This is a genomic window from Clostridium sediminicola, from assembly GCF_050402865.1.
GTDB lineage: Bacteria > Bacillota > Clostridia > Clostridiales > Clostridiaceae > Clostridium_AF > Clostridium_AF sediminicola.
This window is the reverse complement of record NZ_BAABMF010000030.1, coordinates 1-26,807: the sequence shown is the minus strand read 5'-3', so window position 1 is coordinate 26,807 and position 26,807 is coordinate 1. Positions and strand designations below refer to the sequence as shown.

The 26,807-nt window shown below is 31.5% G+C and carries 24 protein-coding genes and 1 riboswitch; of the genes, 7 read left to right on the top strand and 17 right to left on the bottom strand.

The window, feature by feature from the left end; translation table 11 throughout:
* Positions 1-39 precede the first annotated feature (39 nt).
* The 6 genes from ACQ3F0_RS24950 to ACQ3F0_RS24925 all read right to left on the bottom strand — a co-directional run bounded on the left by ACQ3F0_RS24950 (position 40) and on the right by ACQ3F0_RS24925 (position 7,675).
* Positions 40-2,139: a HAMP domain-containing sensor histidine kinase gene (locus tag ACQ3F0_RS24950; RefSeq protein WP_428868512.1), complete on the bottom strand. Its 2,100-nt coding sequence runs from the start codon at positions 2,137-2,139 to the stop codon at positions 40-42.
* Entirely contained in the window at positions 2,114-2,800 is a 687-nt protein-coding gene (locus tag ACQ3F0_RS24945; RefSeq protein WP_428868511.1) for a response regulator transcription factor, read from the bottom strand. The genes ACQ3F0_RS24950 and ACQ3F0_RS24945 overlap by 26 nt, the downstream gene beginning before the upstream one ends.
* Before the next feature lie 248 nt (positions 2,801-3,048).
* The gene (locus tag ACQ3F0_RS24940; RefSeq protein WP_428868510.1) at positions 3,049-4,362 is read right to left on the bottom strand and encodes a TRAP transporter large permease; all 1,314 of its coding nucleotides are present in this window, start codon (positions 4,360-4,362) and stop codon (positions 3,049-3,051) included.
* Between the two features lie 2 nt (positions 4,363-4,364).
* Positions 4,365-4,871, bottom strand: a complete 507-nt coding sequence (locus ACQ3F0_RS24935; protein WP_428868509.1) for a TRAP transporter small permease subunit — start codon at positions 4,869-4,871, stop codon at positions 4,365-4,367.
* A gap of 142 nt (positions 4,872-5,013) precedes the next feature.
* On the bottom strand, positions 5,014-6,132 hold the full coding sequence (locus ACQ3F0_RS24930; RefSeq protein ID WP_428868508.1) for a C4-dicarboxylate TRAP transporter substrate-binding protein: 1,119 nt from the start codon (positions 6,130-6,132) through the stop codon (positions 5,014-5,016).
* Positions 6,133-6,397: 265 nt separating this feature from the next.
* Positions 6,398-7,675, bottom strand: coding sequence for a uroporphyrinogen decarboxylase/cobalamine-independent methonine synthase family protein (locus ACQ3F0_RS24925; protein WP_428868507.1), 1,278 nt, complete (start codon positions 7,673-7,675; stop codon positions 6,398-6,400).
* Between the two features lie 459 nt (positions 7,676-8,134).
* On the opposite strand from ACQ3F0_RS24925, the gene ACQ3F0_RS24920 reads away from it, so the two are divergent.
* A complete protein-coding gene (locus ACQ3F0_RS24920; RefSeq protein WP_428868506.1) occupies positions 8,135-8,875 on the top strand; it encodes a FadR/GntR family transcriptional regulator in 741 nt (246 codons plus the stop codon).
* Positions 8,876-9,041: 166 nt separating this feature from the next.
* Positions 9,042-10,547, top strand: a complete 1,506-nt coding sequence (locus tag ACQ3F0_RS24915) for an FGGY-family carbohydrate kinase (protein ID WP_428868505.1) — start codon at positions 9,042-9,044, stop codon at positions 10,545-10,547.
* A gap of 84 nt (positions 10,548-10,631) precedes the next feature.
* On the opposite strand, the gene ACQ3F0_RS24910 is transcribed toward ACQ3F0_RS24915, so the two are convergent.
* The 4 genes from ACQ3F0_RS24910 to ACQ3F0_RS24895 form a co-directional block, all read right to left on the bottom strand.
* Entirely contained in the window at positions 10,632-11,675 is a 1,044-nt protein-coding gene (locus tag ACQ3F0_RS24910; RefSeq protein ID WP_428868504.1) for a hypothetical protein, read from the bottom strand.
* Positions 11,676-11,809: 134 nt separating this feature from the next.
* Positions 11,810-12,874 carry an L-ascorbate 6-phosphate lactonase gene (gene ulaG / locus ACQ3F0_RS24905; RefSeq protein WP_428868520.1) on the bottom strand — a complete coding sequence of 355 codons (1,065 nt, stop codon included), beginning with the start codon at positions 12,872-12,874 and terminating at the stop codon, positions 11,810-11,812.
* 40 nt (positions 12,875-12,914) lie between these two features.
* Positions 12,915-13,607 carry an L-ribulose-5-phosphate 4-epimerase gene (araD, locus tag ACQ3F0_RS24900; RefSeq protein WP_428868503.1) on the bottom strand — a complete coding sequence of 231 codons (693 nt, stop codon included), beginning with the start codon at positions 13,605-13,607 and terminating at the stop codon, positions 12,915-12,917.
* Positions 13,600-14,463: an L-ribulose-5-phosphate 3-epimerase gene (locus ACQ3F0_RS24895; RefSeq protein ID WP_428868502.1), complete on the bottom strand. Its 864-nt coding sequence runs from the start codon at positions 14,461-14,463 to the stop codon at positions 13,600-13,602. The genes araD and ACQ3F0_RS24895 overlap by 8 nt, the downstream gene beginning before the upstream one ends.
* Before the next feature lie 424 nt (positions 14,464-14,887).
* Between ACQ3F0_RS24895 and ACQ3F0_RS24890 the strand changes: the two genes are divergently transcribed.
* The 5 genes from ACQ3F0_RS24890 (at position 14,888) to ACQ3F0_RS24870 (ending at position 20,272) form a co-directional block, all read left to right on the top strand.
* Positions 14,888-15,865, top strand: a complete 978-nt coding sequence (locus ACQ3F0_RS24890; protein WP_428868501.1) for a sugar-binding transcriptional regulator — start codon at positions 14,888-14,890, stop codon at positions 15,863-15,865.
* A gap of 403 nt (positions 15,866-16,268) precedes the next feature.
* Complete coding sequence (locus tag ACQ3F0_RS24885) at positions 16,269-16,724, top strand: PTS sugar transporter subunit IIA (RefSeq protein WP_428868500.1); 456 nt, start codon at positions 16,269-16,271, stop codon at positions 16,722-16,724.
* A gap of 66 nt (positions 16,725-16,790) precedes the next feature.
* Positions 16,791-17,855: a PTS fructose transporter subunit IIC gene (locus ACQ3F0_RS24880; protein ID WP_428868499.1), complete on the top strand. Its 1,065-nt coding sequence runs from the start codon at positions 16,791-16,793 to the stop codon at positions 17,853-17,855.
* Between the two features lie 44 nt (positions 17,856-17,899).
* Entirely contained in the window at positions 17,900-18,223 is a 324-nt protein-coding gene (locus tag ACQ3F0_RS24875) for a PTS fructose-like transporter subunit IIB (RefSeq protein WP_428868498.1), read from the top strand.
* 81 nt (positions 18,224-18,304) lie between these two features.
* Positions 18,305-20,272 (top strand): BglG family transcription antiterminator, encoded by a 1,968-nt coding sequence (locus ACQ3F0_RS24870; protein WP_428868497.1) that lies wholly within the window; start codon positions 18,305-18,307, stop codon positions 20,270-20,272.
* 90 nt (positions 20,273-20,362) lie between these two features.
* On the opposite strand, the gene deoD is transcribed toward ACQ3F0_RS24870, so the two are convergent.
* From deoD to ACQ3F0_RS24835, 7 genes are all read right to left on the bottom strand, one after another.
* Entirely contained in the window at positions 20,363-21,079 is a 717-nt protein-coding gene (gene deoD / locus ACQ3F0_RS24865) for a purine-nucleoside phosphorylase (RefSeq protein WP_428868496.1), read from the bottom strand.
* Between the two features lie 191 nt (positions 21,080-21,270).
* Positions 21,271-21,930, bottom strand: a complete 660-nt coding sequence (gene deoC, locus ACQ3F0_RS24860) for a deoxyribose-phosphate aldolase (protein WP_428868495.1) — start codon at positions 21,928-21,930, stop codon at positions 21,271-21,273.
* 273 nt (positions 21,931-22,203) lie between these two features.
* Positions 22,204-22,301, bottom strand: a riboswitch (purine riboswitch).
* A gap of 295 nt (positions 22,302-22,596) precedes the next feature.
* On the bottom strand, positions 22,597-22,845 hold the full coding sequence (locus tag ACQ3F0_RS24855) for a MoaD/ThiS family protein (protein WP_428868494.1): 249 nt from the start codon (positions 22,843-22,845) through the stop codon (positions 22,597-22,599).
* Between the two features lies 1 nt (position 22,846).
* Positions 22,847-24,739 carry an aldehyde ferredoxin oxidoreductase family protein gene (locus ACQ3F0_RS24850; RefSeq protein ID WP_428868493.1) on the bottom strand — a complete coding sequence of 631 codons (1,893 nt, stop codon included), beginning with the start codon at positions 24,737-24,739 and terminating at the stop codon, positions 22,847-22,849.
* Positions 24,733-25,155, bottom strand: a complete 423-nt coding sequence (locus ACQ3F0_RS24845; RefSeq protein ID WP_428868492.1) for a 4Fe-4S binding protein — start codon at positions 25,153-25,155, stop codon at positions 24,733-24,735. The genes ACQ3F0_RS24850 and ACQ3F0_RS24845 overlap by 7 nt, the downstream gene beginning before the upstream one ends.
* A 149-nt stretch (positions 25,156-25,304) precedes the next feature.
* Positions 25,305-26,327: a zinc-dependent alcohol dehydrogenase gene (locus tag ACQ3F0_RS24840; RefSeq protein ID WP_428868491.1), complete on the bottom strand. Its 1,023-nt coding sequence runs from the start codon at positions 26,325-26,327 to the stop codon at positions 25,305-25,307.
* A 39-nt stretch (positions 26,328-26,366) separates the two neighbouring features.
* Positions 26,367-26,807: transketolase family protein (locus ACQ3F0_RS24835; protein WP_428868490.1), on the bottom strand; the 441-nt coding region annotated here is incomplete at its 5' end.

Sequence of the window (26,807 nt, the reverse complement as noted above, 5' to 3'; positions counted from 1 at the left end):
TATAACTACTAAGTAGTATATCTATATAATACTTTATCTTTAATCCCTTGTTTTTGGCATTTTAATAATAGCCTTAAACAAATCTCCATCTACTTGAATATTAAAATTTCCATTTTGAACATCTATCAAACTTTTAGCTATAGATAACCCAAGGCCACTCCCCTGACTTGATCTAGATTCGTCTCCTCTTTTAAATCTCTCCATAAGTTCATCAGCAGAAATATTTAATTCATAAGCTGAGATATTTTTAAATGTTATATTTACATCATTACCCAAATCTTCAATATCTATATAGACTCTTGATCCTTTAAGTGCATATTTAAATATATTAGACAATAAGTTTTCTATACCTCTCCATAATAATTTCCCATCTGCTTTTATATACATTTTATCTCTAGTATAATTCATCTTAAACTCTAATTCTAACTCTTGAATTTTATCGTCAAGTTCTCCCAAACCTTGAGTTACTAAAGAAACTATATTTATTTTTTCTAAGCTTACAGGAATACTTCCACTAGAAGCTTTTGCTGCCTGGAATAAATCATCAGTTAAAACTTTTAACCTTTGAGATTTTTGTTCTAAAACTTTAATATATTCTTCAGTTTTAGATTTATCCTTTTCCTGTTTCAATAAATCTACATAGGTAATAATAGATGTCAAAGGTGTTCTTATATCATGAGATACATTAGTTATTAATTCAGTTTTTAGTCGCTCACTTTTAAGTTCATTGTTCACAGCTTCTTTAAGTCCTTCACCTATGCCATTGATGTTGTTAGCAAGTCTTCCAAACTCTCCTTTTCCTGAGGTACTTATCGAATAATTAATATCGCCATCTTTAATTCTCTCTACGCCTTCTTTTATTGAATTAAATTCCTTAGCTTTTCTAAGTGCTAACCAAGCTGCAACTCCTATCGTTATAGGAAACATGAAAAAAGTTACCATAAGTATCACAGGGTACCCAATTGTAATAAGGACTATTTTTACAGCGATACTTCCGTTATCATATACATCCCTAATGAAATAAATTATTTTATATATAATAGTATAGATTAGCGTATGTTTAAATAGCGATCTGTTCTTTATATGCTTTATTAATGATAAAACTAATAATAAACACAATGATGAAAGAATTACTGTTATAGGTATTATAATTAAATAAGCATTATTACTTCTGGAAGAATAATAAAAATTGTCAATAAAAATGATCCATAGTACTGTAAGCATAAAGATTGAAAATACATTAATATCATTATATAATTTATCAATAACATTGAAATTTAACTCTTTATCTTTAAAATGCTTTCTGCCTATCACTAATACTAAATATACAAAAGCTAGTATCAAACATAATAAAAAACCTGCCAGTTTATAAAGACCATTTGTAAAAATTACTTTCTTTTCTTTCCATTCTTTTATATTTGAATTTAAATAGTCTTCAGTGAAAGCAACGTATATAGTGCTTTCAAATCTATCTAGTTGGTTTAGTCCATTATTGTATGAGATTATCCAACTATAATTTTTATTATCTTTTATTTCCTTAGGATACACCAACTCTTCATCTTTATCGAATACCATATAAGAAGGAAACATTTTGAAATCTTTTTTTGTTAAATTAGAAGTATTAGAAATAACATTATCTCCATTGCTTGCATAATAAATAATACCATCATAATCTTTTAGTTTCTCAATAAGGTTTTCATATTCTCTTAACTCTTTTTGTATTATATTATTTTTGTTCTGAGAAAGTTCATCTTTGTATACTTCCTTAAACTTTTCGTAGTTTTCCTCAGTACTTAAATTTTCATCAAAGTACATTGAATTAGATTTAAAATCGTAAAATAAATTTTCTTCTCTATTTTTTAAATAATTTTTATCAATACTTTCACCTTGTAAAATATGTTCTTTGCTTTTATACTTTTGTACAGCATAAGTTAAATCTCGAATAATCTCATCGCTTTGTCGCATAAATTCACTGCTGAGATAATAATTTTCTTCAAATATATTATCAAAATCTATATCTTGCTTTTCAATAGTATTGAAAAGTACTGTAACTGTACCAGTAAGACACCCTATTACAATAATAAAAACTATTATTTTTGTTATAATTGAATGACTAAATTTTTTCAACTTTGTATCCAATTCCCCACACCACCTTTAAATATTTTGGATCTTTAGGATTAATTTCAATCTTTTCTCTTATTTTTCTAATATGAACTGCTACTGTATTTCCTGTATTATAGGCAATATCCTTCCATACATTCTCATAAATTTGTTCTATGGAATATACCTTCCCAGCATTTGCAGTTAATAAATATAATATCTTATATTGTACTGGAGTAAGATGAATTTCTTCTCCATCAACAGTTATAATCTTGCTTTCGTCATCTATAACAAGACCTCCTGTTTTATACAGATTATTTTTTGTTTCAAGACTTCCTAGAGTTGTATATCTTCTTAACTGAGATCTAACCCTTGCAATTAATTCTAAGGGATTAAACGGTTTAGCTATATAATCATCTGCTCCCATATTCAATCCTAATATTTTATCTGTATCTTCAGTTTTTGCTGAAAGCATAATTACTGGTATATTATTATTTTCCCTTATTTTCATAACTGCTCTTAATCCATCCATTTTGGGCATCATTACATCCATTATAATAAGTTGAATTTCATTTTCTTCTATAATTTTCAAAGCTTCTATCCCATCAAAAGCTTTTAGCACTTTATATCCTTCATTATTTAAATAAATTTTTATTGCCTCTACTATTTCCTTGTCATCATCACAAACTAAAATATTCATGAAGTATCCTCCCTACTTTTTAAATTATCCATATTATAACACACCCCACTTTTATTAGTGCTCAGTTGACAATGCACAATTCACAGTTTCAACCGATAAATCTATCTTATCAACTAATTTTTAATAAATTCTTTATACAATTATTAAGATTTTCTTAAGGTCGAAATATTTTAAGTTTTTTATAAAATAAAAAAAGTTTATTTCAAAATGACTTTGAAATAAACTCTTATATTATTCTAATATTTTCTTTACAATAATATTGTCACTAGAGGTGGGAATGCTATCAGTATACCTAATACAATAAGCATTGCTATTATAAATGGTATAACTCCAACAAATATGTCTTCTATAGAAATATCTTCCCCTTCAGTGGAACCAAGTTCTCCTAAGGATGCTTTAACTGTAAATACAGATATTCCAAATGGTGGTGAAATAATACCAACCTCAATAGCAATAATTGCTATAAGACCGAACCATACTAAATCCATTCCAAAAGATGTAACGATAGGGACAAAGAGTGGCATTGTCAATAATAAAATAGATGTAGAATCTAATATTGTTCCAAGCATCAATAATACAACTAAAAATACTATTATAATTACTATATGTGGTACAGCTAATGAAGTAATAAAATCTCCTAGTAATGCTGTAACCCCTGATATAGCTAATGCTCTTGAATACATTTGAGCTGATACAAGTAAGAATAAAATACTACCAGTTGTAACACCTGTATTTAATAAAACGTTCCATATACTCTTAATTGTAAATTTACCCTTAAAGATAACAATTAGTAATGCTCCAAATGCTCCTACTCCACCAGCTTCTGTTGGAGTGAAAAATCCTAGCCAGATACCGCCTAATGTTACAAATATTAAAACTAGTAAAGGCCAAGGTTTCAATACTGTTTTAACTATATCATCACTTGTTTCTCTAGAAGTTTCATCTCCAGAAATCCAGTCTGGATGTAATTTTATAATGATTAATATAGTAAGTATAAATGCAACTGTCATTATAATTCCTGGAATAACACCAGCTACAAAAAGTTTACCTATAGACGTTCCAGAAAGCATACCATAAATAATCATAAGTACACTTGGAGGGATTAACATCCCTAAAATCGAACTACCTGCAACAGTACCTACTGCTAATTTCTTGTCATATCCTAATCTTCTCATTTGTGGAACAGCTATTTTAGTAAATACTGCTGCTGATGCAATACTTACTCCTGTGATTGCAGCGAATATAGCATTTGCAATTACTGTAGCTATACCTAAACCACCTTTAACTTTTCTCAAAAGAATGTTTACTGCATTATATAAATCTTCACTACCTCCTGAAAGGTTAGCAAGTAATCCCATCATAACAAACAATGGTGTTACACCAAAAATATACTCTCTTAATGCACTATATGCTGTGCTACTTAGAATATTTATTCCAACTTCAATATTTCCTGTGGCAAGATATATTCCTAGAATACTTGATCCCATAAGTGCAATACTTAATTCAACACCAAACACTATAAGAGCAATTAACACTACTAAGGTAATTATTGCAATTCCCATATCTATACTCCCTTCTTAAATAACTTCTTGATTTTGTACCAAATATTAAAGAAGTATTGTCCCAACATTAAAGACGAACCAAAGAAAATAGCAAATCTTGCTGGACTTGTTGGAACTCTTAAAGCTCCTTCTCCTTCAAATTCTCCTGTTTTTAATGCATGAACAAATTCATGAAAACTTGTTTTCACTAAGAATATAAATAGAATAATACCCAAAATACATGCAATTACATCGAATACGTCTCTTACCTTTTCTGGGAAACGATCATAAAAAACTGTAGACCTAACATGTTTTCCAATCATTAATACGTAACCAATTTGCAAAAATGCAATTGCAATAATTGAATTAGCAACAATCTCAGGTGTTCCCTGCAATGGATGATTAAAAAATATCCTTCCACCTACATCGGCTACAATTACAAGCATTAGTACAAAAATCCAAAGAGACCCTATAGCATTACAAGCTGATAACAATTTACTATACTGTTTTTGAAAAAATCCTTTTTCCACTTTATCCACCGCCTTTTTTATAAATACTTTATATGGTATTTAGAAAAAATTTCAATCTACAAGAAGACTGCTAAAAGCATTTACTCCTTGTAGATTGTTTGTTATAAATCTTTAATAACTTCTTATATCCTCTTAATTGATTCTAATACTCCCAATCTCTTGGAGACTCAAACCCATTTTCTTTTAGTAATTCATAGTATCTATTTACTATTTCAGTTGCTGGAAGCCCTTTTTCATTATTTTCTTTAACCATGTTTCCAACTACATTAGGAAGTTTTGCTACCCACTCAGCTCTTGCTTCATCTGTGATTTCTACAATTTTAACTCCTTGTTCTTCCATTGCTTTTAAGTCAGAATCATATTTATCTTGAGCATTTTTAGCTTCTTGAGCACTATATTCTTTACCAACTTCTACTATAATATCTTGCACTTCTTTAGGTAAACTATTGAATTTATCAAGATTCATTGTTAACGCTCCTGCCATTTGTGCTCCAAAATTCATTTTGATAACATATGGTGCTACTTCTTGAATTTTAAAGTTGAAACATGCTGATGTTGGATTGATACATCCATCATAAACTCCTGTTTGTAAACTTGTGTATGCTTCATTTAAGTTTGATTGTACACCTACTGCTCCAGTTCCTTCTATCCATGAAAGGTTAGCTCCACCTGCACCAAACTTTTTACCTGATACATCTTCAATACTATTAATTTCATAAGTTGAATAAATACTATAGTTGTCTGTTACACCTAATCCTAAGAATTTTTGATTATATTCTTCAAAAGGAGCTTTAAATACATCTGGATATTCATCAAATAATTGAAGTGCAACTTTACTTACAATATTTGAATCTGGAGATTGGAATGGCATTCTAAATGTCATACCATGCATCATAAGTTTTGAAGGTTCAAATCCAAAGTTAACATAAGTTATATCAATTAAGCCATTTTGTACACCTTCCATAGCTTCTCCAAGCTTAACTATAGATCCACCATAACCTTTAACCCACTCAATTTCATAATCAGTATTTTCTGCAACTCTTTTTGAAACTTCTGGTGCAAAGAATGTATCCATTGTTCCTGTCCATGCAATATTTTCAGCTACATGACCCGCTCCAATTCTTAATTTGATTTTTTTCTTGCCACCATCGCTACCGCTGGCACTATCATTTGTTTTTCCAGAACATCCAGCTACCATAGTAAGTGTTAATGCCAATACACAAATTGATGCTACTACTTTTCTTAATTTTTGAAATTTCATCATTTCTTCCCCCTCTTTTTTATTAGGTTTTGCAATACCAGAACAAAACCATTAAAAACTATATTTAAAAGGTCGTTACCTTTTACAACTTTATTAGAAAGAATAAAAACAATAAATATTATCCTTTTAATTTTGTAAATGTTTTCACTTTCTGCATAAATAATTCTTGTAAATATTTGATATGTACAGAGAATCCAATATGAAACTTAATTTCTCCTACTATTAGATTCTCCTTACCCTAGCAAAATTAATATTTACATAACTATCATTTTTGCCAATGTTTATCAATTTCTTCTCTAATTATTTTTACTGCTTTACCTAATTTTATTCTGTTACCATATAAAGCATATATATCTCTACATATAAATTCTAAATGGCAACCTTTTGCTGCTATTAAAGTTTTTTCGATATGCTGTCTAAAAGCTTCTTCATCAAGAGGCTTGTCTAATGCTATAAAGTTAGGACTTGGTTTTCTGGAGTAAATCACATTACCACCTCTAAGTGCTTGTCCCATATATTCTTCATCTGTCCAAGGATTAATAGATACTTTTCTAAGTCCTGGTAACTTACTAATATAATCATCCCAAATATCATGCATAGGTTCACAACATCCATAATATACCACACCAAATTCTTTAGCCAATTTGTAATAATATGGATAGAAAAATTCTCCATACATATCTGGAGAAACCCCTACAGTTTCTTGAGAGTTAAGATTCCACCACATATCTTTTATTGTAACAGTTCCACTTTTTTTACATTCCTCTGTAGGTAATTCGTGTGTAAAACCATAGCTACCTGATCCTGCATAATCATTTTCATTATTAACAAATAATAATCCTTCTTTTTCCAACCATTTCATATGCTCTAGAACATCATCAGTCATAAATTCATATAATGCATGGAATTCTTCTGGGTAATCCATAATAGCAAACATCATGTTTTCAAGTCCCATCATATGTACTGCTTTCTTTGAAGGACTCGCATACCAATTGTAACTTGGATCGAGTTTTATTTTTACAGGTAAGATATCTCCAATAGTCTCGTTTACAAATCTTACCCAACACTCTGTATATTCTCTATCGACTGAATATATTGAAGGTTTTAGTTTTGATATGTCTTCTTGTAAATCAATAATAGGATATTCAATAGCATAACCTACTTGTTTTCCATTACCATCATCAGCATGTGTTGTTTTTAGCTCTATTCCAAACTCTTTCATATCTATCTTCCAATATGCTGTATAGTAATCTGGAACAACTTTATCATCATCAACTAATTCATGATTTACAGTATGTGTTAATATATTTTTTTCAATTTCAATTGCAGCTGGTGATGTGCATTTAGATTCTGGTAATATATCTTCTAAGCAATACTTTATCTCCATAATAACTGGAGGTCTATCCCCTTTTAATGAGTTATGATTATACCATAACTTCTTTCTCTCTTCCATTATCGGTAATTTTGAATATTCTAATTGTTTTTTAGCAAGCTCACGCAAATACATTTTTTCTTCTAATGTAATATTAAAATCATACTTCATATATGTCCCCCCACTTTAATTAATAATTATTCACTTTGGTGCTGCTTTAAATTATTATTGATTCAAATAAACCTTTACAATATTTATAAAGTGCAATATAAGACTTATATCTAATGGACATGTCAAATGGGCTAGATATCAAATTTAATATTTTAAATAAAATAATTTATTCCAGTTATAACCTTCAAAATTCTTCTGTAAAAGTAATATTTTTTCAACTAACAACTAACAGCTAGTTTATTAGTTTATGATTAAATTTTATATTATCTTCGATAAATTGTCAACGTATAATGAAATATTGTTCTCTTGTTTCACATTTGTGCAACACTGGAATGATTTTTAGCATAATGTCTCTTAAAGTACTCCAAACTAAAACTAGCAACTACTCTCAAATTGACACAAAAATCAGTTTGATATATAGTAATATTAAATAAATTTAGTACAGAAAGGATATTTACTATGGCGAAAAAAAACATAATTAATTATTTCGAAAAAGTACAACTACCTGACCCAGTGGATACAGTAATAGAACAAATAAGAAATCTACTGCATACTGGCATGTTAAAACCTGGAGATAAATTACCTTCTGAAAGAAGATTAGAAGATAAAATGGGAGTTCCAAGAGGTGTTATAAACCGAGCCATGCGTATGATGGAAACTTATGGTATTGTAAAAACTATACCTCAAAGCGGAACCTATGTTGCAGATATTTGTGTAGAAGCTTTAGAAGGATTAGTATCAAATATCATTACATTAAATGAAAATGATGTAGATGCTTTAGCTGATACTCGATGTATTCTAGAAAGATATGCAACTGAACTAGTGGCTGAAAATGCCTCAGATGAAGAACTTGATGATTTAGAATTAACACAAGAAAAAATAGCAAAAGAAATACATAGCGGTTATGTTAGCTTTGATAAAGACATGGTATTTCATCTCAAAATCGCCGCATACTCAAAAAATCCTGTACTAAAATCTGTTTTGACAAAACTCACCGTCAACATGATCGACCTTTTAAAAACCTTTGAAGATGAAATATATAAAGAATCTCTAACTAAAAGGTTAGAAGATGCATTATTTGAACATAATGAAATTATTAAAGCATTAAAGAATAGAGATGGAAAAGAAGCTGCATTGGCAATGGAAAGACATTTTGACAACTCAAGAACTTTTAGATATAGTCAACTCAAAGAAAAATAAGCACACTTATAACTAATTTCAGAACTAAGCTGAAATTAGTTTTTTTTATTAATAATTTATTCCTCTATATTAAAGTGCACAAAAATGCATCTTAAAACTAACAACTAACAACTAGTTGTTAATTGTGATATAATGATATTGATATTAAAGGAGGAGGATAAATTAGATGAAAGGAATTCTAACAATTGATATAGGCACCTCAAGCATAAGAGGAATAGTTTATGACCTTTATGGAAATTCGCAATTCATATGGCAACAAGAATATAGTCCTGAATTCAAAGAAAACAATTGGGTTGAACAAAATCCCAATAGTTGGTCAAATTACCTTTACGAAATTCTAAAAACTAGCGGGAAATATTCTAAGGAAAATAATATTGACCTATTAACAATTTCTCTTACTGCTCAAAGGTCTTCCGTTATCCCAGTAGATATTAATGGTAAACCTCTATATAATGCAATTATGTGGCAAGATAGAAGAACTGTAGATATTTGCAGGGAATTAGAAACGTACAACGCTTTAGTTTATAAGAAAAGTGGATTAAAAATATCACCTGTTTTCTCAGCAGTAAAAATGTCTTGGTTTAAAAAACATTGTAATGATATCTATAAAAGTACATATAAAATGATGGGAATTCAGGATTATTTATTATATTTATTAACCGGTAATTTTGTCACTGACGAATCTTTAGCTAGCCGTACAAATTTATTTAATTTAAGTATCAGAAATTGGGATGATGATTTAATAAATCTCTTTGATATAGAGAAAGATAAACTTTGCGATTTAGTCCATCCAGGAGGTATATGCGGTACTTTACAAAAAAATATAGCTTCAGTAGTAGGTCTAAAAGAAGGCATTCCAATCATTTCTGCTGGCGGTGATCAACAGTGTGCAGCTTTAGGACTAGGGGTTATGACTAAAGGAGATACAGAAGTTAATACAGGAACTGGCGGCTACATTATTAGTCATTCTGAAAAACCAGTTTTTGACCCCGATATGAGAATATTTTGTAATGCTTCATCTATTCCAGGTAAATATATTGTAGAGGCAGCCATTCTAACATCTGGAAACATCTATAATTGGTTTAATGAAAATTTTTATGATGGAGTTCCCGGAGATAAAGAGCGATTTAATAAAATGAATATGGATGTAATTAATACCCCTGTAGGTTCTAGAGGAGTTATCCTTACTCCACATTTTAAAGGCAGTGGTGCACCTAACTGGAATCCTCTTGCAAAAGGTATGTTTTATAATGTATCTCTTGAAACAAATAAAGGAGATATGGCAAGAGCTATTTTAGAAGGAATTGTTACAGATTTAGGTGAAAATATAAAGTTAATAGAAGAACTTACTAATAAGATAACCAAAGTCACTGCTGCAGGGGGGCTAAGCAGTTTTGACATATATAACCAAATGCAAGCAGACACATTTAATAGTATAGTCAATTGTTACCCAAGTGGGGAAGCTACAGCACTTGGAGCTTGGATTTCTGCATCTGTAACCCTTAAAATATTCTCCTCACATAAAGAAGCATTTGATACAGCAATTAGCAATAAAAAGATAAGATGTTACAATCCTATAAGCGAAAATACATTGAAGTATAAAAAACTTATAGAAAAAAAGAAAAAACTTTTTAGTGCGCTCAATGATAATGGTATTTTTGAACATATGTAATACTTTATATAAAAATATAGTGACGAGTTTCAAGTGAAAGTTATGGACACCTTTCACTTGTCACTTGTCACTAATATAGTTTTCCTATTTCACATAATATATAGCTGCATGTCCAATTTGACGGTTTGCAGAAAGAATTATTTCTCCATCTTCAGTATAACAGACAGATGTATTACTTGGACCAACACCCTCATCTACAACTTGTGAAACATATTCTTTTTTCACATCATCATATGTTATAACAAACAATTGCATTCTATTTCTTCTTGCACCACCAATAAATGCAGGCTTTCCTTTAAGTGTACAAGAAACTACAGTATGATAAAAATTTTGATAAATTGGATAACTATATACTTCTTTGTACTCTCCGTCAATTTCTTTATAAATCTTGTATTCGCTACCATGGAAAGGAGAGATAGTAGCTATTTCTTGTTTTCCATCATTATCTATATCCAAAACAGCCATATCGCTTATTGGTGTATCCATTATTTTTTTAACAATCCATTCTCCACCTTTGACCGCAGGAGGAATAGTCACAAACATACCTTCTCTAGCACCTATAAATCCAGCTTCTTTTCCGTCATAAATCCCCTTACAATATCCATGATTAATAGTAAGTCCTTCCTTTAAAACATCCAGTTGAAGTTCTATTTTACTATCATAATCATTAGGAAACTCAGATACAAAAAGCTTTCCTGGGTGTGACCAATCCTGTTTATTCTCTTTATAATTAGCTATAGTTGCACCAATAAAGTATTTTGTCCCATCTTCACCTGTTAATAAGTCAAATCTGTGGAGATATGGTAGGTCAACAATCTTTTCATAAGAAAACTCTCCATCCTTATATCTCACTATAACAACGTGAGAATCTTGAGCCTCAACCATAGAAACAAAGCCTTTAGATGCCAAAAAGTAACCATCCTTTTCAGGTAGAGGTGTAATGGACATAGTTCCGCCACTCTCTTCCCATATTGTTATCTTATCCTGAAAGTCTTTGCCCTTATAAACGTGCATACTTGCATTTGCACCTTCTCCTGCAAAAATCAAACCAGGTTCTCCATCAATCTTCATACTAGAAACAGCATAACACTTAAAGATTTCATCTAAATATCTTTTTTCGAACTTCATATCAATAACCTCTCTTTATTATAAATTCTTACTGATAACTTTCCTATACAAAAACAAAACAGCTTAGGTAAATCATTTAAGAGTTACGTAAGCTGGATTTTTCTGGAGTAGAATTAACCCATACTCTTCTATAATTAAAGCAAAGATCTAAAAGGTAAATCAGGTTCAATTTCAAAAGCATCATCAAATCCACGTGGATAATGATATTCCATATTATTCTTATCATTTGGATAAGTAAACTTTCCGCCAACTTGCCAAATATATGGTTTAAATTTATATTGTAGTCTATCTTTTTTCATATCCCAAAGAAATTTAATTTCTTGTGGATCTGCTTGGAAATTAGTCCAAATATCATGGTGGAAAGGTATTATTACCTCCGCTCTTAAAGATTCAGCCATTCTCAACATATCAGCTGAAGTCATTTTGTCAGTCATTCCCCTTGGATTTTCTCCATAAGAGCCTAAAGCTACATCAATTTTATGATCATTTCCATGTTTAGCATAGTAATTTGAATAATGAGAATCACCACTATGATATAAATTTCCACCTGGAGTCTTTATAAGATAGTTTACAGCTAATTTATCCATATCTTGAGGCATTTTATCTTTTAGAATAACTCCTTTTGGAGCTGTAACTAATTCTGTTCTATCAAAAGAATCAAGAGCTACAATTTCTGTATCTTTTATTTTTACTACATCGCCTGGTTTCACAACTATACAGCGCTCTTCAGGAACTCCCCAACTCATCCAAAGTTTAACACATGCTTCTGGCCCAATAAATGGCACTGATGAATCACAATTTTGTAATATTGCAGCTGCTACATATGGATCTATATGATCCCCATGATCATGTGTTGATAAGATTGCATCTGCTGTTCTTATTTCAAATGGATCTAACACACAAGGGACATTTCTTAAGTTTGGCTGAAGCGCTACACATCCTATCATTCTTTGATGTTGATGTTGTTCTTTCATAAGCTTATTTTTCTTTGTTCTTTTTCCACTTTTAGTCCAAAAGTCAATAACTATATTTGCATTTCCTTCAGACTTAACCCAAATACCTGTACATCCTAACCACCACATAGAAAATGTACCTTGTTGTACTCTTTCTTCCTCTATTTCTTCATTTAACCAACTTCCCCATTCTGGGAAATTATCTAAAACCCAACGTTCCTTCGTAATTTCATTAACGTTCATAATTTTCTCCTTTCATTTTCACAATAATTTTAGAATCAAATTTCTATTTTCCTTGCCCATAATAAGCATTTTCACCATGTTTTCTTAAGAAGTGTTTATCCAATAAAAAATTGTCTACACTTTGTATTTCATTATTTAACTGAATAGTTCTTATTGCCATTTTTGCTACTTCTTCCATAACTACTGAATTGTGAACTGCTTCATGTGCATCTTTTCCCCATGAAAATGGACCATGACTATTTACAACTACAGCAGGGGTATGAACAGGATTTAATCCCTTAAATCTTTCAACTATCACATTTCCAGTTTCTTTTTCGTATTCCCCTTCTATCTCTTCTTTAGAAAGCTTTCTAGTACAAGGAATTTCACCATAAAAATAATCAGCATGTGTAGTGCCAAAACATGGGATGCTTCTCCCTGCTTGGGCAAAGGTTGTTGCCCAAGTTGAGTGAGTATGTACTACCCCTCCTATTACAGGAAACTCTTTATACAATACCAAGTGAGTTGGCGTATCTGATGAAGGTTTTAAACTCCCCTCAACCACATTACCTTCAAGGTCAACCACAACCATATCATCAACTGTCATCTCATCATAGGAAACTCCACTTGGTTTTATAACTATCAAACCTTTTTCTCTGTTAATAGCACTTACATTTCCCCAAGTATAAACTACAAGACCTTTCTTAGGTAATTCTAAGTTTGCTTCAAATACTTCTTTTTTTAACTCTTCAAGCACAAAATCCACCTTCTTTCATTCTCTCTTCAACCCAAATCCTTGCATTTTTTATTTCTTTAACAACTTCTTCTGTAGAAACTTTTTTATTATCTGACCACATTTCAATCATAAATGGACCATTATATCCAATTTCTTTTAATCTGTTGAATAAACCCTTAAAATCAACTGTACCTTGTCCAAAAGGAACACATTTAAATTTTCCTGGAAGAGTTTCTTTTACATGAATTGCTACCACGTGTTCAAGCCCAACCTCTAATTCGGTAGGAACATCATTGCTCCATTGAGTTATATTACCAAGGTCTGGGTAAATCTTGAACCAAGGTGAATTAAATTCCCTCACATAAGGTAAAGCTTTTAGTATTGTTCCAATAAATTCAGTATCCATAATTTCTACTGCAAGCATAACTCCAGCTTTACTTGCCCATGATATAGCTTGTCTTAATCCTTCAATAAATAAAGCCTTAGTTTTTTCATTGGCTTCTTCATAATAAACATCATATCCAGCAAGCTGAATTATTCTTATTCCTGTATCAACTGAAAATTCAATAGCTTTTTTCATTATTTCAAAAGCTTTTTTTCTCGTTTCCTCATTTTCACTACCTAATGGAAATCTTCTATGTCCACTCAAACACATACTAGGTATCAAAATACCAGTTTCATCTATGAGATTTTTTAAATTCCTTCTTTCTTCCTTTGACCAGTCTAATCTGCTTAATCTCTCATCAGATTCATCAACAGAAATCTCTAAATAATCAAATCCAGCTTCTTTTGCTGCATTTAGTTTTTCTTCCCAATTCATCCAATTTGGAAGAGCTTTTTCATAAATACCCATCGGAGATTTGTTCAAATCGTACATAATATACCTCCCAAATATTATAATTCATAATGCACAATGCACAATTAATGATGATTTTCTCCACGAAAATCTTAAACTAAGCCTTTATCTGCTTCGCAGATTTAAATAATGTGCTTTTACTACCGTAAAAGTAATCATTTAAATCTTTTATTAAATTAAAAGCTTTCGTGCTAACGAAAGATGTCCTTTACTGTAAACTGTGCATTGAGAATTATGAATTATGAATTTATCTTGGCTTCTATAAACTTATAATAGCATTGCTAATTCTCACAATCAATATTATGCTCACATATTGCACATATGTTCATTTTGTATTATACTTAAGTTGTGGATTTATACTTAATTGAAATAAATTGCTTATTACATTATAATTTTAATAAACTACACAAATATATAAACCAAAACCAGTTAGGAGGTTACAGGAATGGCTGATTATGAAAGCATGAACGAAAATCAAAAGTTGCAACTTTTAGCAACTATTGCAAACTTGTATTATGAACATAATATGACTCAATCTCAAATCGCTGAAAGAATGTTCATATCACGTTCAAAAGTTTCAAGATTATTAAAAGAAGCAAGAAATAAGAACATTGTTCAAATTACAATAAAAGAACCTTGGGAAAGATTATTAGAAGTAGAAGCTGTATTGATGAAAAAATTTAATCTAAAAGATGTGAGAATATTAAATACTAAAGGAATGGCATACGAATCCATGTTATATAGACTAGGTGAATTTAGTTCATACTACATAGACGGTATAATTGATAAAGAAACTATTCTAGGCATGTCTTGGGGTAACACTATTTACCACGCTGTTCAATCTCTAAAATCAACCAAAAACATCCCACTTACTGTGGTACAGATTATGGGTGCAGCTTCAAAGGATAAACCTGAAATAGATGCCATTGACCTTGCGAAACAATTTGCAAAAGCTTATGGTGGAAAATATCACTACCTATATGCTCCTATTTTTGTTGAAAATAAAGCTGTGAAGGACATGCTAGTAAAAGATCCTTCAATAGCAGATACTCTCGACCTTGCAAGACGATCAAATTTGATACTTACAAGTTTAGGTCCTATTGATACTACTCTTTCAAATGCTTGGAAAACATATTTAAATAGTTATACACAATATACTCTACAATCAAAGGGTGCTGTAGGCCACCTTGGGGGTAACTTTTATGATATTAATGGAAAAAAAATAGACATAGAATTAGATGAAAAATATATAGGGATAAATCTAAATGATTTTTTAAATGTCCCTAATGTAATTGGAATTGTAGGTGGGGAACACAAAGCAAAAGCTTTACTAGGTGCCTTAAGAGGTGGGTTTATCAATACCTTAATTGCAGACGACACTATTGCTCTTAAGTTATTGGAATTAGCCGCGGAGATTGTGTAAGTGACAGGTTATAGGCGATAAGTTCAGGCTATGATATTATATAGAAAAATATTAAAAATTAAAGAAGAATTTTAATACCTGCAATCTAATTAACTTCTGGTATTGAAATTCTTCTTTAATTTTTAACCTTTTTAAATTCAAAGAATTTCTAAAAGAAAATCATCCACAGTTCTTAATTATTAATTAATAATATATAGAGCAATAATTAAAAATTATTACCACATTAATGTGGCAATATGAGTTTAAATGGCACTAAATATATGTGTTATTATTGATTCATAGAGATAAATGAATTAAATAAGTTAAAGATTTTTACTTTGTAATTTGGACATGTTCAAAAGTGTTTATCAATGAATTCTCTATAATATACTGGGAAAATTAAATGAAAGTAGGAGTTGGAAATATGGAGAAAATAATTAATGAAAATTTGGTTGAATTAAACTTACAGGGAAACAATAAGACAAAAGTGATTGAATATATGGCTAGTCTTTTATTTGAAGAAGGAAGACTAAGCGAAAAAGAAGTTTATATAAAAGAAGTATTGGCAAGGGAAGAATTAGCTAGCACTGCAGTTGGGTTTGGAGTTGGAATACCTCACGGGAAATGTGATGCTGTGAAAATTCCTTCAGTAGTATTTGGTAGATGTAAAGAGAGTATTATGTGGGATTCACAAGGGGAAGCAGTAAGGTTAGTATTTCTTTTAGCAGTACCTAAAGAGGCCGCTTCAGATCAACATCTAAAAATATTAGCAGCACTTTCTAGAAAATTAATGGATGAGGATTTTATAAATTTACTTTTAGATAGTAGAAACAAAGCCTCGTTACTCAGGGAACTTTCGGAAGCACTATCAACTGTATAAAACTAATTAAACGTTTATTAATTTATTGATGTAATCATAAATATTATTTTTAAAGGAGGAGCAATTATGAAAAATGAGTTAAGTAAATTAAGAGGTTACCTTATGACTGGTGTATCTTATATGATCCCTATCGTGGTAATCGGTGGTGTTTTAATCGCCCTCTCTATTGCATTAAGTGGTGTTGAAGCAGGTACTGGTGCTAATGTTACAAACCCACTTTTAGAAAAAATGTTAAATGTAGGTGTTAAAGCTTTTGGTTTAATGGTACCTGTATTAGCTGGTTTTATTGCATTCGGTATTGCAGATAGACCTGGTTTAGCCCCTGGTTTAGTTGGTGGTGCTTTAGCAAATGAAATTGGAGCAGGTTTCCTAGGTGGAATTTTAGCAGGTTTTGTTGCAGGTTATGTTTCTAAATGGATAAAATCTTGGAAAGTTCCAACTCAAATAAGAGCCATTATGCCAATATTTGTTATTCCACTTTTAAGTTCTTTGGTCGTTGCTGTTGTAATGTACATTGTAGGTGCTCCTATTAGTAACTTAATGTCTTCAATGACTGAAGGTCTTAAGAGCATGGGAGAAGGTAATGCTGTATTATTAGCTATAGTAATGGGTGCAATGATTGCTTTTGATATGGGGGGCCCTGTAAATAAAGTTGCATTTATGTTTGGCGCTGCTATGATATCTGAAGGTGTTTACACTGTAATGGGCCCAGTTGCAGTTGCTATTTGTATCCCACCTCTTGCTATGGGAGTTGCTACATTATTAAGGCCTAAGAAATATTCAGTTGCAGAAAGAGAAGCTGGAAAAGGCGCTCTCGCAATGGGTCTTATCGGTATTACTGAAGGGGCTATTCCATTCGCTGCTGCTGACCCAGTAAGAGTTATCCCTTCAATAGTTACAGGTTCAGCAGTTGGTGCTGTAATCGCTGCTATTGGAAAAGTTGGAGACCATGCTCCACACGGTGGTCCAATTGTACTTCCTGTAGTAGATAACAAATTTATGTTTATTTTAGCTGTTGTTGGTGGTGTTGCTGTTGCAGCTACCATGGTTAATTTGCTAAAAAAAGATTTTATCGAAGAAATTGATGAAGAAAAAAATGGATCAGATGATTTTGAGATAGATTTTAATTAATGTCTATGTTATAAAGAATAGATAGAAACGAAAGGAGAATATAAATGAAAGTATTAGGTGTAACAGCATGTCCAACCGGAGTTGCCCATACTTATATGGCAGCAGAGGCATTAACCAAAACTTGTAAGTCTAGAGGTTTTGAAGTAAAAGTTGAAACTCAAGGCTCTATTGGAATAGAAAATGAAATAACTAAATCAGATTTAGAAGGTGCTGATGTAGTTATACTTTCTAACGATATTGCTATAAAGGGAAAAGAAAGATTCAATGGTATTCCTGTAGTAAATGTTAAAATTGGAGATATTATAAAGAACACAAACCCACTACTTGATAAAGTTATAGCTCATTTGGAAAAGAAAAAAGGAAATTAGCAGTTAGTTGACCAAATATTATTTATTTGATAAATTTAAAGAGACGGGAAAACCGGCTCTTTTTTTATCAGGAGGTTTATTATGGATAGATTATTGAAAATAGCTATGGTTTTATTGGAAAGCAATGACCCGATAACCACAAATAGTATTGCATCTGAATTAGGTGTATCAAATAAGACAATAAGAAACGATTTAAAAAAACTCCAAGATTTTATCGAACGAGAAGGATTAAAGCTTACAAAAAAAACAGGTGTTGGAAACTATATAGAGGGACCTAAAAAAAATAAAAATATTCTTCTTCAAAGCTTAAAAAAAGATTTAAATTATATAGAGCCATATTCACCTGAAGGAAGACAACATCATATTCTTAAAAGACTTTTTATGAACAATGATAATCTTACTGCTAGTAAACTTGCTGACGAACTTTTTGTATGTGCTACAACAATAAATAAGGATTTAAAACAAGTAGAAGAAATAATAACCCCCTTTAATTTGAAGCTAAATAAACAAAGTAATCATATTCTAGAACTTGTAGGAAAAGAAAAAGATTATAGAGACGCCATCGCAAGTTTAATATTTCAAACCAAAGAAAAATATAATGAAGCAGAACTGCATAACTTTGAGTATAAAACTAGGATTGATTCAGCTACTATGAACCAACTTCGAATCCTAATGAATATTGATTATTCAAAATTAGAAGAATACTTGAATAACTTAGAAAAAAAACTATACTTCAAATTTTCTCAAGAAGCATATATCTGCTTGATTATTCATATAGCAATATCAATCAAGAGAATAAAAAACGGTAAGGATGTTTCGTTATCTACAGAGATACTTAATGACTTAAAAGAAACAAAAGAATTTAAATGTGCCAATGAAATGAGCAAAGAAATTGGAGATTATTTTGGAATAACTATACCTAAACAAGAAATTGGGTATATAACCCTGCACATTATTGGAAGTAAAATCGGAGAAAAAGACTTAGAAAATTTAGATTATCCTTTAGAAAAAGTAGAAGAGATGGAACTTGCAGTAGCGTTAGCAAATAAAATTATCGATGTTGCAAGTGATGCCCTACATACAGATTTAAAAGATGATACCATCTTATTAAATGGACTAATTCTTCATCTTAGACCAACAATCAATAGATTAAAATATGGTTTGACACTTAGAAATCCTATTTTAGAAGAGATAAAAAATAACTACCCAGATATCTATGGTACAGCATGGATTACCAGTAATGTGTTCCGAAAATACTTAGATGTTAATGTACCTGAATCTGAAATTGGCTACATAGCCTTACACTTAGGTGCCTCTCTTGAAAGAAATAGAAAAAAGATTAAAACTTTAGTGGTTTGCCATAGTGGTATTGGAACCTCTCAGCTACTATCTGCAAGGTTAGAAAGAAGCTTCAAGGAATTAGATATTGTAAGGATTATCTCATCTACAGATTTGACTAATGAAATATTAGAAGGGGCTGAAATTATAATTTCTACTGTTCCTATAAAAATAAATAAACCTCTTCTTAAGATAAGTCCACTATTCACCAGAGATGATATAAAAAAAGTAGAAAGATTAATAGATGTCTACCAATCAAGTTATATAAAAAATGACAAAAATAAATATATTCCTAAAGAAGTATTCATCAGAAGCAAAAAATTTATCAATAGAAATGAAGCCATAACTGATGTATGTAAAAGCTTAGAAAAAAGAGGGTATATAAGCGAAAGCTTTAAACAAAGTGCTATTGAAAGAGAAAAACTCTTTTCTACGGAAATTGGTATGGGTATTGCAATTCCTCATGGAAATCCTAGCGAAATACAAAAATCTTGTGTTTCCGTCACAGTACTTAAGCATCCTATATTATGGGATAGAGAAAAAGTAGAATTTATATTTATAATTTGCTTGACAAAAAAAGATATGAAATTTGCTAGACAGATTTTTAAAAATTTAAGTACTGAAATGGATAAACCAGAATTTGCTGCTGGCTTAAGAAAAGGAACCAATAGCGCAATGAATGTTTTAGATAGTATAATAAGTGATTTATAAAAAACTTAATTTAAATTTACAATAAAAAAGTACTTTTCATTAGCAAAAGTACTTTTCCCTATTCACCTTAATTGTGCACTATGCATTGAATTACTCCGCCATTCCCAAAGCTATTTCCATCATTTTAGTGAATGCATTTTGTCTTTCTTCAGATGTTGTTACTTCCTTAGTTACTAAATTATCTGAAACTGTTAATAAACAAGCCGCATTTCTACCTAATATATTTGCATTGTGGAATAAAGCAAATGATTCCATTTCCACTGCTACACAACCATGAGTTTTGTTTATATCAATATACTCTTCAAATCTTTCACGATAAAATACATCAGATGAATGAATTCTTCCTTTAGTGATTTCAATGTTCAAATCTTTTGCAACTTTTTCAATCTTGTTATTCAATTCCTCAGATGGCTTGATAATATCACTACTATATCCACTTTGAGTTTTAGCAAATGTAGATTCACTCCACGCATCACTAACTAAAACAACATCATATAAATCTAATTTATCTGTATAAGCACCACAAGACCCTATTCTAATAATATTTTCAACATCATAAAACTTATATAATTCATAAGAATAAATACCAATACTAGCCATTCCCATTCCAGAACCCATAACTGATATTCTTTTTCCATTATAAGTACCAGTATATCCAAACATATTACGTACAGTATTAAAGCTTTCTACATTTTCTAAAAATTTCTCAGCAATATACTTTGCGCGTAACGGATCTCCCGGCATCAAAACTGTTTTAGCAATAATATCTTTTTCTTTTACTTCAATATGTGCTGTTGGTATACTCATAGTCTATCTCCTTTATATATATTAGCTATACTTTGAAATAATTGCTTTAAGTACTTAGAAGCTTTCGTGCTAACGAAAGGTGTCCTTTACTGACAACTGAGCACTGTTAACTGTAAACTTACTATATTTTCTTATCACAATTATCTCAGAACATAACTTCTTTTCCAATTAACTTTTAAATTCCTTCATACTTAGTAGTCTGTTTCGCTGTCTTTTCCTTGTATTAAACTTACGCCGCTACTAGTTCCGATTCTACTTGCTCCCGCTTCTACCATATTTGTTAAATCTTCTGGTGTTCTTACTCCACCACTAGCTTTAACGCCTATGTTTTCTCCAACTGTTTTTCTCATTAATTTAACATCTTCTACAGTTGCTCCACCTGTTCCAAATCCTGTAGATGTTTTTACAAAATTAGCACCTGCTTTTACACTTCTTTTACATGCTTCAATCTTTTCTTCATCTGTTAAATAACAAGTTTCAATAATAACTTTTACTAGTTTTTCACCTGATGCATCAACTACAGCTTTTATATCCTCTTCAACTAAATCCCAATTGCCATCTTTTGCTGCTCCTACATTGATTACCATATCAATTTCTTCCGCACCATTCTCAATAGCATTTTTTGCTTCAAAAGCTTTTGTATCTTTAGTATTTGCTCCTAAAGGAAATCCTATTACAGTACATACTTTAACATCTGTACCTTCTAACAACTTAGATGATGTACTTACCCAAGTTGGATTCACACATACTGAAGCAAAATCATATTCTTTAGCTTCAGCACACATTTTTTGAATAGTTTCTAGTCTAGTATCTGCCTTTAGAGCAGTATGGTCGATTAATTTATTTTTCATTGTAAAACACCTCTCATTATAGTTTTTACATAATAGACTTAATTAAAACCTCATAACCCTTACCAGCTAAGTATACTCCTACTATGCTAATTTCTCCACATATAGCTGTATGTACTGGTAAAGAAAGTATTTTTTAATACCATTAAAAAATATTTATTTTGAATATGTTGTTAGCAGAAGACCTTTATAATGACTAAAAGAACAAAGGTATATATAAATTCTTAGTACTATAAAAAAGCCCTCATACCGAGGACTTTTTATTCTTTCATAAAACAAGCCCCCATTTTTAATCGCAGTAAGCCAATTACCGGGGGCTTGTGGAACTTCTGACCTTATTTCAGAATTATACGATATAATAATATTTTATTAAATACTTTTGTTATATAATAATTTTACTTTATTTTTTTTGTTTTCGCAATATAGAATTTTTGGATATTGATTGTTTAAGCTGAAACATCACTTTCTCATTTCTAAAACCTTAAATCTTTTTATTTAACAGCTTCATCAAATTCACATATCATGTCATTAATATCTTCTAAGCCAGTATAAATTCTTAATAAACCTTTTGAAATACCTGCTCCTGTAGGTTCTTAATCATTTAATGCTCTACGAGACTTTCTTACCGGAAAAGAAAGTGAAGTTGCAACACCACGTAATTTATTTAATTTAACCTCCAGCCGTAACTGGCATAATTTGTACTAAATCACCATCTTTCAAGGTAGTTCTGTACCCCTTTAATAAAGCTGCATTTGTGCCGTTAACTAATATGAAACTCATTTTAGCTTCAACAGCAACTTTCTTACCATACCTTTTATCAATTTGCTTGATAACTTCTGCCACTCGTCTTACATCCATAGATTCTTCGTTGACTCTAGTTAATTTACGCAACAATCCATAATATTGAATCTTTATCACTCTATTTTTCCTCAATTCCTAATTGCTTTAGCTTGCTTTGTAATGGGATACCATTCTCATCCCATCCTCTTATTTTATAATACTGCGGTACCATAGTTTTAAGCTTTACTACAGTATCAGGATTTTTAGAATCTAATGGCACATTAGTTAGCCTCTCTGGTAAGGTATCATCTTTACTTGACAATCCTTCACGGATATTAAACATCTTCTCTATGTTATATCCACGTTCTCCTGCTTGCAAAAATTTACCTGTTGTCATATTTATTCCTGTTGCTAATTTTATTGCCTCAGCATGAGGCAATAAATACATAGAATTAAAAGGTACTGCTCCAGGTAAGCTTTTCCATAACCTTCCGAGAACAGGGCCACTTTTTATAAAAGTCTTGCCTATCATCCCTACAATTGTTCCCGATGGTTTTAGTTTAAATACAAAGGATGGCACTAAAGTTTGTGAAGTCTGCAAACAGAAACCAGCTGCAGAAATAGCCTCCATTAAATTTTGAAATAATACAACAATTTCAGGTTTTCCTTTTATAGTAATAGAATCCATAGAAATAGCTCCCAAGTTCTCTAGCAATGCTGCATATCCACCATTAAGATGACAAGCACCTCTATTTGATGTAGCATATCCTAACCCCATCCCCACAGATTTTCTAGGTTCATATGATGCTAATTCCATTCCTTTTGAATGAATGGCAAATTCTTCTCCACCATACTTTTCACACAGTACTTTTGTTCCATCAGCTAATTCACTATATATACCTTCACGATTAGCAATTTTATACAATACATCTATAAGATTAGAATTATCACCAAATCTAATACCAAAATCTTTTATACCTTTTTCCTGTAATTCCATAGCAAAGGCTAAAGTTCCACCTAATGATATGGTATCCATCCCTAATAAGTCTGCATGATAGTTCAAATGATTAATAAGGCCTAAATCTGAATTTTCTATATTAGAACCAAATAATCCAATAGTTTCAAATTCAGGTCCTTTTACTTCCTTATCATTCACCATAACCCTACGTTCACAACGGATTGGACAACTAACACATCCACCATTTCTTGTAAGGTAATTCTCCGTTAAATGCTCCCCTGAAATCAACTCTGCTTTATCCCACGTTCCCCTTTTGAAATTTTTAGTTGGTAGGATTCCTGATGCATTACATTTTTGTACAAGACCAGCTGTTCCATACATGGGTAAGGCTTTTCCAGTAGCAGGATGATTACGTAAAAATCTTATCCATTTTTGTATATATTTTTTGAATTTTTTTGAGCTATGAATAGATATTTCCTTTGTGCCATAGGTAACTAAGGCTTTCAAATTTTTAGAACCCATAACAGCACCTACACCACAACGGCCTGCTACTCTTTCACCTGATACCGCACATGAATATTTAACTAAATTTTCGCCGGCTGGTCCTATTACTAAAGCTCCATATCTGCTGTCAAATTTATGTTGTGTTTCTTCTGAATCTAATCCCCATAAATGGGAAGCATCTTTAATTGTAATCTCTCCATCAACAATTTCGATGTATGATGGTCTAGGTGCCATTCCTTTAATAATTAATCCATCAAAACCCGCTTTACGAAGCTTAAACCCAAATGTTCCTCCACAGTTAGAAGAGGCAATCCCTCCTGTAAGAACATTTTTAGTAGTAATATTAAATCTACTGGAAGCTGGTGCACCAGTACCATTTAACGGTCCCGTATTTACTATAAAAATATTCTCAGATGATAAAGGGTCTACACCTGGGTTAAGCTCATCATAGAGTATTCTTGCTCCAAGGGATTTTCCCCCTAAATAAAGACCAAAAGTTTTCTCAGATATGGGGTATTCTTTTACTTTACCATTAGTTAAGTCAATGACTACATAACGAGGCTTTAACATTCTATCACCTCCATTGAAATTGCCTGCATAGGACATTCTTTTTCACACATACCGCATCCCACGCAATTTTTCTCATCTGCTAGGATAGCATATACATCAAAGTCACCTTTTTTCTTAGGCATAGATATTTCCAAGGCATGTTTCCCACATACATCAACACAAACTCCACAGGCTGTACAATCCTTAACATTAATCTTTGGTTTTGGCCATTCCTTACGCTGAATTTTTACAACGATCTTCCCATCTTCATCTAGTACTGCACCCTTTGGACAAGTTTTGCCACATACGCCGCACTCTACACATCTCTCTTTATTTATTTGATGAATAGATTTAGGTTCACCTGTAATAGCAGAAACTGGGCATACTTTAGCGCATAAAGTACACCCAATACAATTATTAGTGATTGAATAAGACACCATCATCCCCCCTTAATATAATTTTTACTTATGTCTGATGCAATAATAGTTAAATTTGTCTCCTCTTTAATTACATTACATAAATCTCCTTTTATTTTATGGATAATAAAAGGAGATTTATTGGTTAATTATAGCTTTTTAAACACAAACTATTCTGCATCTTCGTCTATTTTAATGATTACCTTTGTATGTATAGAAGTTTTTTGTTCAGCAAATGCCTCCTCACATTGTTCTATAGGGTACACACATTGGTTAAAGATATCAAGATTTAGATCAGGTAAAATATTCATAGTACGTTCCCAGCAATAAGGTGATTGATGTGGAGCAGTAATGTTAATTTCTTTTGCGAATAACATCCAAAGATTTGCTTCTACTGCAGCATCACCATACATTGCTGCATATACAACATTCGCTCCAGGGGATGCAATATCAAGCATACTCTGGATAGTTGGACGTGCACCGGAACACTCTATAACACAGTCATAACCTATTCCCTTTGTAATTTCAGATACTCTCTCCTGTAGATTTTCATTAATAGGGTCAATAACATGAGTTGCTCCTAGACTTAAAGCAATTTCACGTTTTTTTGCCACTGGTTCAATAACCGTAATCTTGCTTCCGCCTGCTAGTTTTGCAATTTGAAGAGTCATAAGCCCAATTGCACCACCACCAGAAATAACTACAGTTTTACCAGGTATTACTTTAGCTTGATCTACTGATCTCATACAAAATGAGGCAGGTTCTGCTAGCGCACCTTGCAACAGCGAAATACTCTCTGGAAGTTTGTAAACTTGTTGTTCAGTCACACAGATATATTCACACATTGAACTCATATTGAATTCGATATGTGTACACAAATTTTCTTGACCGTTTCTACAGAAGTGACATTTTCCACAATGATAATTATAATAATAGCTTACTTTATCTCCTACCTTTAATCCTTTTACATTTGCTTTTGGCCCAAGTTCCACTATTACTCCGCTAGATTCGTGGCCAAGAGTGAAAGGCCCTGGTGGAATCATAGGATCAAAGTGACCTTTGAGAATGTGTGCATCTGTACCACAGATACCTGCATAAGCAATCTTTATTTTTACATAATCATCACCAACTGGCTGTGGTTCTGGGATATTTATCATCTCCAAACCTGGTCTCATATACGCTACTGCTTTCATATTATTTACCCCCTCAAAACAAATTCTACTTTATAAATTCTACTTTCTTGCAATTGCTTTCTTTGCTTTTTTTACAATATCTTCTGCTGTTAAGTTATATTCTTGCTTCAAGAAATCTACATCGCCAACTTGTCCAAAACGATCGTTTACTGCAACTTTTTCTAAAGGAACTAGACAGTTTTCCATTAATACACCTGCTACAGCATCTCCTAGACCGCCGATTTTGTTATGATTTTCAGCAGTAACAATTGCTCCTGTTTCTTTTGCACACTTAATCACAAGTTCAGCGTCAATAGGCTTAATAGTAAACATATCCACCAATCTCGCAGAAATACCTTCTTTTTCTAGAAGCTCTACTGCCTTAATACCTTCTTCTACCATAACCCCTGATGCAATAATAGTTAAATCTATCCCCTCTTTAATTACATTACCCTTGCCAATTGTAAAGGTAGATCCTTCTTCATATAGTTTTGCAACATT